Raw genomic sequence first — 8,940 nt, forward strand, 5'->3', positions numbered from 1 at the left:
TGAAAATATAATCTGAAGGAGTATGTCTTTGCCTCCCATTGATGAATATGCGCTAAATCCGCAGCAACTGGAAACAGGGCTTCAAACCATTAAGAAGCGTCAACGCAATTTGACGTTATTGACCTTAACCAGTGTTTCTGTGCTGATCGTTTCAGTTGTGATGTTGTTTATTCAGCATGATATGGTTTATAGCTTTTTTGGCCTAAGTTCTAGCGTACAGCAACTGCATATTCCCGTTAGTGCAGGTGATTTGACATATCAACTCGGTGAGTCTTCCGACTATTTTTTAAACTTTTTATCCTTTATTGGCTGGTTATTTCTAAAACTCATCGTTTCATTTATTGGCGCATTTTTCTTGGTTGGTTTTCTAAAAAAATTTCAATTTTTTAGAATTCGATTCCAATCTTTTGTATTGAAATTTGTTGGCTGGATTTTATCGTTTATCGTGCTTTGGTCAGGCTTAACCTATGTGCAATATGACCTTAATCATGATGATCGTGCAGCAGATCAAAAATTGGTACATTATGAAAAAAATATTCAGGAAAGCCAGCTGGCTTTCGAGATGGAAGATGCACAATTGGCAAAACCTGTGCAAGACTATTTACTTGCACAAGCTGCTTTGATGCATAAGCCTGTAGATCGTGCGACAGCAATTCCTTTGGTGCAATCCTTAATCAATACCGAGCAACAAAATCCAGCAAAATTCCGTGAATACGGTTTTCAGCCTGAACAGCTCTGGGCGATGCAAAATCAGCTATTTGATAAAACCATGACACCGATGGCGCAAAGCGTGGAAAAACAAGTTCAGCAAGCCAATGTAGTAGAAGTTGTTGTACGTTGGGTGTTGATCACAGTGATGGTACTCACGCTGGTTTTGAGCTTAATTTTGTATCTGCTTTCTCAGCAGTTCAAATCACGGATTAATCGAATTGAGCAGGGACTTCATTAATAGGCCTATTTTCTTTTTACATCATTGCATTGCTCAGAATAAAAATCCCCATCACATTGTATGGGGATTTTTGATCTTGGGTAGATTAACTTGCGCGATGAAACAGTTGTCGAAGTTCCTGTGTAGAAAAAGTCTGATCATTCACTTCGCCATCCACGAGGTAAAAAGGAATGGGGTGCTGTCCCTTTGATTTTACATACTGTGTAATTTCATGCTGACGGTCTGCAATATCTTTATGTTGAATTGAGCGCAGTACTTTTGAGCCATCTAAACCAATGCCTTCAATGATGCTTTTTAAAACGTGAATATCAGCAATATTTTGACCGTGTGCAAATAATGCATGGAATAGGGCTTGAGTCAGGGCATATTGGTCCAGAATATTGTCCAAGGCCAATATAGCTTGATGTGCCAGTTGACTGTTTGGCATACGTTTCATGTGTTCAATATTGACAATCACATCTTCGCTATAAGCGGCAAACTTTGTCATTTCGAGTTTTCGATTTGCGGCACTCGCGCCATACTTATCGGTTAAATACTGCAGCACATCTAAGCCTTGTTCAGGAATTTCAGGAACACGCTGAATCGGCAATAGCTCTACACGCGTTGCGGTATGTTCATTCCAGTTTTGCTTCAACTTTTGAAACGCCACATAACTCATGGGATAAACAATATCAAAGACAAATTCAATTTTCATTATTCTGCTCACTGTTGATTTTTATACATGTAGATCGATGGCTGATTGATGCAAGGAATAGATTGCGGCTTTATTGATGGATCTCAAAAGCAGTCAAATCACCTGATATTTCATTTGATTTAATGCCGACTTGCTGAATTGAAACTTAAAGCTTTGTAAAGATTTTGTAATTGATCAGGGCGTGCGTTGGCTCTTGTATAGGGTTGGTGTAATTTCAATAAAAAAGAAAAAAATGAGGGATTTATCACGATATGTGTGTACGAAATAAATCATTTTAATGTTAATATACGTCCATATATTTATGATTTAGAAAGAAATTTAATCATTTGATTTGTAAAACCGATTAATTTTATAAAAATAAACCGTTTCACCTATTTAATGGTTTGTTCTATCATTCTCTCATCAAATAAATTTACTCCTCTGGAGACGTTAGCAATGTTAGATCAAAATACTTCTGCTCAATTAAAAACCTTACTTGAACGCCTTGAAGGCCCGATTGAAATCGTCGCTACTTTAAACGGCACGGACAAATCAGACAAAATTAAAGAATTGGTGACTGAAGTTGCCGCTTTATCTGATTTAGTGACTGCACGTTTTGACGGTAACAACAGCCGTGCGCCAAGCTTTGGTATTGCAAAAGCAGGTGAAAATCCACGTGTATTCTTCGCAGGTTTGCCGATGGGCCACGAGTTCACATCTTTGATTCTAGCTTTGCTACAAACTTCAGGTTATGCACCAAAAGTGTCTGATGAAGTTCTTACTTCTATTAAAAGCTTAAGTCTTAAAGCTGATTTTGATGTGTTTGTATCTTTAAGCTGCCATAACTGTCCTGACGTGGTTCAAGCACTTAACTTGATCGCAATTTACAACCCGGGTACAACTGCAACCATGATTGATGGTGCATTCTTCCAAGACGAAGTGGAAGAACGCAAAATCATGGCTGTACCAATGGTATTCCAAGACGGCAACCACATCGGTCAAGGTCGTATGACTTTGGAAGAAATCATTGCTAAATTAGACACCAACTCTGCTGCAAAAGATGCTGAAAAGCTAAATGCCAAAGAAGCATTTGATGTGCTTGTGATTGGTGGTGGCCCTGCAGGTAATACTTCTGCAATCTATGCAGCACGTAAAGGTATTAAAACCGGTATCGTGGCTGAACGCATGGGCGGTCAGGTCATGGATACCATGGACATCGAAAACTACACGTCGATTCAAAAGACTCAAGGTCCTAAGTTTGCTGCTGAAATGGAAGCACATGTACGTGAGTACGGTGTGGACATCATGAACTTGCAACGTGTATCTGACATCAAAGGTGCTGACCAAACAGCTAATGGCTTAGTTGAAGTGACTTTAGAGAATGGTGCAAAACTTGAATCTAAAACAGTGATTCTTTCAACAGGTGCACGCTGGAGAGAAATGAACGTTCCGGGTGAACAAGAATACCGTACTCGTGGTGTTGCATACTGTCCACACTGTGACGGTCCATTGTTTAAAGGTAAACGTGTTGCAGTGATTGGTGGTGGTAACTCAGGTGTAGAAGCGGCGATTGACCTTGCAGGTATTGTGGAACATGTAACACTTGTTGAGTTTGATACTAAACTTCGTGCTGACCAAGTGCTTCAAGACAAGTTAAACAGCTTACCGAATACCACTGTGATCATGAATGCATTGTCTACAGAAGTGGTCGGTGATGGTTCACAAGTGACTGCATTGAACTACAAAGACCGTGCAACTGATGAAATCAAAACGATTGAATTGGCTGGTATCTTTGTACAAATCGGTTTGTTACCAAACACTGATTTCTTAAAAGAAACAGCAGTTGAACTTTCAAACCGTGGTGAGATCGTAATTAACGAGCGTAACGAAACCAATGTGAAAGGTGTATTTGCTGCCGGTGACTGTACAACAGTACCGTACAAACAAATCATCATTGCAACAGGTGAAGGCGCGAAAGCATCATTGTCTGCTTTTGATTACATCATCCGTTCGGGTCAATAAAAGAAAGGCCAGTGTGTTTCGAGAAACACACTGGCCGCGCTGAATGTTGTCATTAGAATATTATTTTTCTTAATATTCTCGTTTTACAGGAACTTTGGATGCTAACACCGGAGTTCCTTTTTTTTTTGTCTGCAAAATTAGGATTCAAAAATGTCCCCACACATTTTGAACCCTATTCGTTGCCCAGCTATTTTTGTTTTACAACCTTATTTTTATACTTTCCCCAAGGTTGTTTCTCTATATAAAGTGGATTAAGCAAGTCTTACGCCAATCACACCATGCATTTAAGATTTAAATAAATTCAAACCCTTAAACTTCTCCAATAAATCAGTTTGGCTTTCGATATGCTCCGGATGCGGAATAATGCACTCAATCGGACAAACTGAAACGCAAGTTTGGTGCTCATAGAAACCGACACATTCAGTACAACGTGCGACATCAATTTCATAAATCTTTGAGCCTTCATAAATGGCATCATTGGGACATTCAGGTAGACACATGTCACAATTGATGCATTTATCTGTAATCAACAAAGCCATAAAGCGAACTCAAGCCTGATACGCTAAAGACGAAGCCGAAATATCTACGGTCGAATTGGGTAAATTACGAATCAGTAAGGCGTAGCGCATATCGACATCGGCAGGAACAGGAATATCCACGATATGACCTGAACCTTTGGCATCCTCAATCAGATTACCTTTTTTATCTTTCATTTCAGTTAAAACGAAGGTGATGTTGCCTGAAGTGGTCATCAGTTCTAAAGAATCACCCACAACAAAACGGTTTTTCACTTCGATTTTAAGAGAGTCGCCATTGCGTTCTAAGACTTCACCTACAAACTGTTGATGATCAAAACGTGAAGAGCCGGTTTCATAGTTTTGATATTCACTATGTACATGGCGGCGTAAAAAACCTTCGGTATAACCACGATTCGCAAGGCCTTCAAGCTGAGACATGAGAGCAGGGTCAAACGGTTTGCCAGCAAGGGCATCATCGATAGCTTTACGATAAATTTGAGCGGTACGCGCACAGTAAAAGTAAGACTTGGTACGGCCTTCAATTTTTAAAGAATGAATGCCCATTTTGGTTAAACGGTCAACATGCTGTACAGCACGCAAATCTTTCGAGTTCATGAAATAAGTGCCATGTTCATCTTCTTCGGCAGCAAACATGTCTTCTTCATTGCGTTGTAATAAAACCGGCTCGCCGAATTGGTGTTGTTCTATGGCGTGTTGCTCATCGGCATTTTTATTATTGCAGCATGATGATTCTTCAATTTGTGTGACTGGAATAACATCACCAGTTTCATCTTCAACTGCATCGTGAACTTTATAATCCCAACGGCATGCATTGGTACATGCACCTTGGTTTGCATCACGTTTATTCATATAGCCAGAAAGTAAGCAACGACCGGAGTAAGCCATACATAATGCACCGTGTACGAAAACTTCAATTTCCATATCAGGTACATTGTGTTTAATTTCTTCAATTTCTTCGATTGATAATTCACGTGACAAAATGACACGTGTCAGTCCCATATTTTTCCAAAATTTAACCGTTGCCCAGTTCACCGCATTGGCTTGTACAGACAAATGAATGGACACTTCTGGAAAATGTTCACGCACCATCATGATCAGACCAGGGTCAGACATGATTAGTGCATCAGGATTCATGGCAACCACAGGTTCAAGGTCACGGATGAAATTTTTCAGTTTTGAGTTATGCGGTTGGATGTTTACCACCACATAAAACTTTTTACCTAAAGCATGAGCTTCTTCAATGCCAATTTTTAAATTGTCATGGTCGAAAGCATTATTGCGCACACGTAAGCTATATCGCGGCTGACCTGCATACACGGCATCTGCGCCATAAGCAAAAGCGTAGCGCATGTTTTTCAATGAGCCAGCAGGTGAGAGGAGTTCGGTTACGTGTTGAATCGTCATGTCAATAAAGGCATAAAAAATTTATGGCTTTATTGTAGTGATCTAAAAAAAGGATTCAACCAAGTATTTTAGTTGGGTTTTCAAGATATTCCGTTTTCCAAATGTTTTAAAATTTGGCAATCATTAATTTGACTGGTTTCATTACAACTGGCACGGAGCTTACTTAACTGTATTTTAAAATTTTCTAATTCTTTAATTTTTTCAGAAACTTGACGAATGTGATTGTCAATTAATTCATTCACAGCATGACAGCTTTGCGTAGGGGATTGCTCAAGTTCAAGCAGGGTTTGAATCTCGGTGAGAGAAATATCGAGGTTTCGACAGCGCTTAATAAAAACCAAACGTTTGTACATTTCTTCATCATAATAGCGATAATTGTTGTCTGCGCGGAAGCTAGGTTTCAGCAGTTTTTTCTTTTCATAAAAGCGAATACTGTCAACGCTTACCCCAGATTTGGTGGACAATTCTTTAATCAAATAATGTTTTTGTACGTTCATGCTTGACCTTGGAGTGAGTCCATAGTTTTGAATAAGAATAATACATATCCATTGATTTTTAAATTGGAGCACATTTATGGCATGTACATGTAGTCATGAGCCAGCACCAAGCAAACCCAACAGTAAATTTCGTATCGCGCTTTGGATCGCCTTAATCATTAACGCCATGATGTTTTTGGTGGAACTGATTGGCGGGGCTTATGCACATTCTTCTGCGCTTTGGGCGGACTCGTTAGATTTCTTTGGTGATGCTGTTAATTATGGAGTTTCATTAGCCGTGCTAGGCGCCAGTTTATATTGGCGTGCAACAGTTGCCTTGGTGAAAGGTTTTGTCATGGCAGCGTTTGGGATCGTTGTGATTGCCAAAGTGCTCTATGCCTATGCCAATGGGATCGCACCTGAACCGATCACCATGGGGGGGATTGGTATTTTGGCTCTAGTCGCTAATGTCATCTGTGCATACGTCTTATATGCCTTCCGTGAAGGTGACTCCAATATGCAATCCGTTTGGCTATGTAGCCGTAATGATGCCATTGGTAATGTCGCAGTGATCTTGGCTGCAGTCGGGGTATTTGGTACAGGTAGTCTATGGCCAGATTTGATTGTGGCTGTAATCATGGCGATCTTAGGTTTAACGGGCGGTTATCAGGTGATTCGAAAAGCACTGCAAGAGCGTAAGCAAAAAAATATTCTGAGTACCCCTTGCTCTTAAATACTTACTCTTAAATCCACCGTTAATGGCATTCATTTTATCCATGTTTTTAACGCAGATGAATAGTCGTTAAATCGCTAGTTGAAATAAAATTAGCAGTCAGTTTTATACTAAAATTCCCTGACTGCTAATTTGATAAATCTTCTGAAATCAGACTGTATTTAATGGGGTGCTGAGGTTTTATCTACAGACTCCAATTAAGTTATGCTTTACAATAGCGCGCGAAAATCATGTTTAAAAATTAGGTTTTCTACCTTAAAAGCTTTATGTTTAGGCCCCATTGGTGCATCAGGTAAATTAAATGTCGAAAAAGCAAGACATCATTAACGTTGCGCTCCAACTCTTCAATTCTTATAGCTATAACTCGATTGGTATAGATCGAATTATTGGGGAATCGGGCGTTGCTAAAATGACGTTTTATAAATATTTCCCCTCTAAAGCCAAATTAATTGAAGAATGTCTCGTGATTCGAAATCTTAATTTACAGGAATCACTTGAAGCTGCTATTGCAAAATGTGATCCAGAAGACCATCTTTCGCATATTAAAACCATTTTTGCTTGGTACGATGCTTGGTTTCATACTGCAGATTTTAATGGTTGTATGTTTCAAAAAGCAGTAGAAGAAATATCTAAAGTTTATCCTTCGTCATTGCAACCTGCGATCGACTATAAAGAGTGGCTTAAATCAAAACTAAGTACTGCCTTGCAAAATCTGGGCATTCAGCAAACTGAACAACTCGCTGCATTTCTGAGTAGTATTTTGGATGGCATGACCATTCAAGCTCAAATTGATCCCAACCAAGTGCATTTAGCAGATTATTGGAAGCGAGTTGAAACCTTAATTCGTTTGGAGTTGACCGCTTAAATTTGTTTGTAGGCATCTAGGTTTTAAATCTAGAGACGACATATTTGTATTGATTAACCATCAATTTTTTTCACATGACGTAAGATTCTAAGAAAATAAAAAGCGCAATTATTTGGGGTAATCGCGCTTTGCTGACAATTGTGCGTTCAAATCATTCACTTTGTTAGCTTAAGTCAATGATTTGATTTTCGAACGTTTTATACGTTTTCTCTCATTTATATTTTTACCCTCTGAATGCTAAATTCATTCGGTTTTTGCAGCAAAATAGACAGACTTGTCTGTTTTTTTTGAATTATAGGGGATCTTAGGTGAATTACAAGAGAGGAAAGAAAGGTTTGTGTGTTTTTTAATCTAGCTTAAGTTTAAATTAATCCACTATTTTTAAAGATAATATTAAAAATTTGATCATTAAGCTCGATGTAAATTAGATGATAAAACTATTTTTACACTTGTGTGAATGACGTTGCTTGTTGGATGCAAGTGCATGGTCTAAGACCATTTTGTGAATATTTTATATGCAAGAAGTATTTAGTGAGTGGGTTCTCAGCTTTTTATTTTTAAGTGAATTTTTGAATCGTGGATTTTACATAACGAAACATCTTCTATGGTTTTAAGCATTAAGTTTATTGATGAATTTGACTAAACTAGCAGCAAAATTATTTCCATGATTACAATTTAGAATTTTTATTATGTTAGGCAAAATATTTGCTGTATTAGAACAATTGGGTCTATCCGCCCAAAAACGTGCCATTCATGTGCAATTTTCCAATCCTGCGTTGAATGAAGAGCTTTTTATTCAACGTATTGATGGGGAGCATGTCTTAAACCAAGGCCTGCAAGCGACTTTGATTTGCCTATCTACTAATGCACTTATTCCACTAAAACAATTTATTGGCGCACAAGTTGCCGTTGATCAAGTGACCGATCAGGGCGAACTCTTCCGTACCACGGGTATTATTACCGAAGCCACCCAAGGGCAGAGTGACGGTTCACTCACGCTATATAAACTCACTTTAGAAGATGCAACATCGCTGTGGCATAAGCGCCGCAATAGCCGCGTATTTATGAACAAATCGGTGCGCGATGTCAGTGAAACTCTCTTTAAAGAATGGCAAAGCAAAAGTCCGCTCTTTGCTGCCAGTCTAACGCTAAATCTAAGCGGTTTAAGCCAAAACTATGATGTACGACCTTTCATCATGCAGTCGAATGAAAGCGATTATGACTTTTTAACGCGACTTTGGCGCAGTGAAGGCATTAACTGGCTCATCGATGAAGCACA

At 38.9% G+C, this 8,940-nt stretch carries 9 protein-coding genes; 5 read left to right on the plus strand and 4 right to left on the minus strand.

Translation table 11 applies throughout. The features are described 5' to 3' along the window. The first annotated feature begins 28 nt into the window (after nucleotides 1–28). Nucleotides 29–949 carry a hypothetical protein gene (locus FTU29_RS10895; protein WP_180121832.1) on the plus strand — a complete coding sequence of 307 codons (921 nt, stop codon included), beginning with the start codon at nucleotides 29–31 and terminating at the stop codon, nucleotides 947–949. 85 nt (nucleotides 950–1,034) lie between these two features. Here FTU29_RS10895 and FTU29_RS10900 read toward each other — a convergent pair whose 3' ends face one another. After that, the gene (locus tag FTU29_RS10900; RefSeq protein WP_078192895.1) at nucleotides 1,035–1,643 is read right to left on the minus strand and encodes a DsbA family protein; all 609 of its coding nucleotides are present in this window, start codon (nucleotides 1,641–1,643) and stop codon (nucleotides 1,035–1,037) included. A 435-nt stretch (nucleotides 1,644–2,078) separates the two neighbouring features. On the opposite strand from FTU29_RS10900, the gene ahpF reads away from it, so the two are divergent. Further along, the gene (gene ahpF / locus FTU29_RS10905; RefSeq protein WP_180121802.1) at nucleotides 2,079–3,644 is read left to right on the plus strand and encodes an alkyl hydroperoxide reductase subunit F; all 1,566 of its coding nucleotides are present in this window, start codon (nucleotides 2,079–2,081) and stop codon (nucleotides 3,642–3,644) included. 284 nt (nucleotides 3,645–3,928) lie between these two features. Here the strand turns inward: ahpF and FTU29_RS10910 are convergent, their stop codons facing one another. The 3 genes from FTU29_RS10910 to FTU29_RS10920 all read right to left on the minus strand — a co-directional run bounded on the left by FTU29_RS10910 (nucleotide 3,929) and on the right by FTU29_RS10920 (nucleotide 6,084). Continuing rightward, entirely contained in the window at nucleotides 3,929–4,183 is a 255-nt protein-coding gene (locus tag FTU29_RS10910) for a YfhL family 4Fe-4S dicluster ferredoxin (RefSeq protein ID WP_078194533.1), read from the minus strand. Between the two features lie 9 nt (nucleotides 4,184–4,192). Beyond that, nucleotides 4,193–5,587, minus strand: coding sequence for a tRNA 5-hydroxyuridine modification protein YegQ (gene yegQ / locus FTU29_RS10915; protein ID WP_180121804.1), 1,395 nt, complete (start codon nucleotides 5,585–5,587; stop codon nucleotides 4,193–4,195). A gap of 80 nt (nucleotides 5,588–5,667) precedes the next feature. Beyond that, a complete protein-coding gene (locus FTU29_RS10920) occupies nucleotides 5,668–6,084 on the minus strand; it encodes a Cd(II)/Pb(II)-responsive transcriptional regulator (RefSeq protein WP_180089094.1) in 417 nt (138 codons plus the stop codon). Nucleotides 6,085–6,160: 76 nt separating this feature from the next. Here FTU29_RS10920 and FTU29_RS10925 point away from each other — a divergent pair, with 76 nt between their 5' ends. The 3 genes from FTU29_RS10925 to FTU29_RS10935 form a co-directional block, all read left to right on the plus strand. Then, on the plus strand, nucleotides 6,161–6,796 hold the full coding sequence (locus FTU29_RS10925; protein ID WP_180121805.1) for a cation transporter: 636 nt from the start codon (nucleotides 6,161–6,163) through the stop codon (nucleotides 6,794–6,796). 301 nt (nucleotides 6,797–7,097) lie between these two features. Next, nucleotides 7,098–7,661, plus strand: a complete 564-nt coding sequence (locus tag FTU29_RS10930) for a TetR/AcrR family transcriptional regulator (RefSeq protein ID WP_180042285.1) — start codon at nucleotides 7,098–7,100, stop codon at nucleotides 7,659–7,661. Between the two features lie 686 nt (nucleotides 7,662–8,347). Then, a partial coding sequence (locus tag FTU29_RS10935; RefSeq protein ID WP_180121833.1) for a phage late control D family protein occupies nucleotides 8,348–8,940 on the plus strand: 593 nt, incomplete at its 3' end.

This window comes from Acinetobacter sp. YH12086 (assembly GCF_013419345.1).
In the GTDB taxonomy this organism is placed as follows: Bacteria; Pseudomonadota; Gammaproteobacteria; order Pseudomonadales; family Moraxellaceae; genus Acinetobacter; species Acinetobacter amyesii.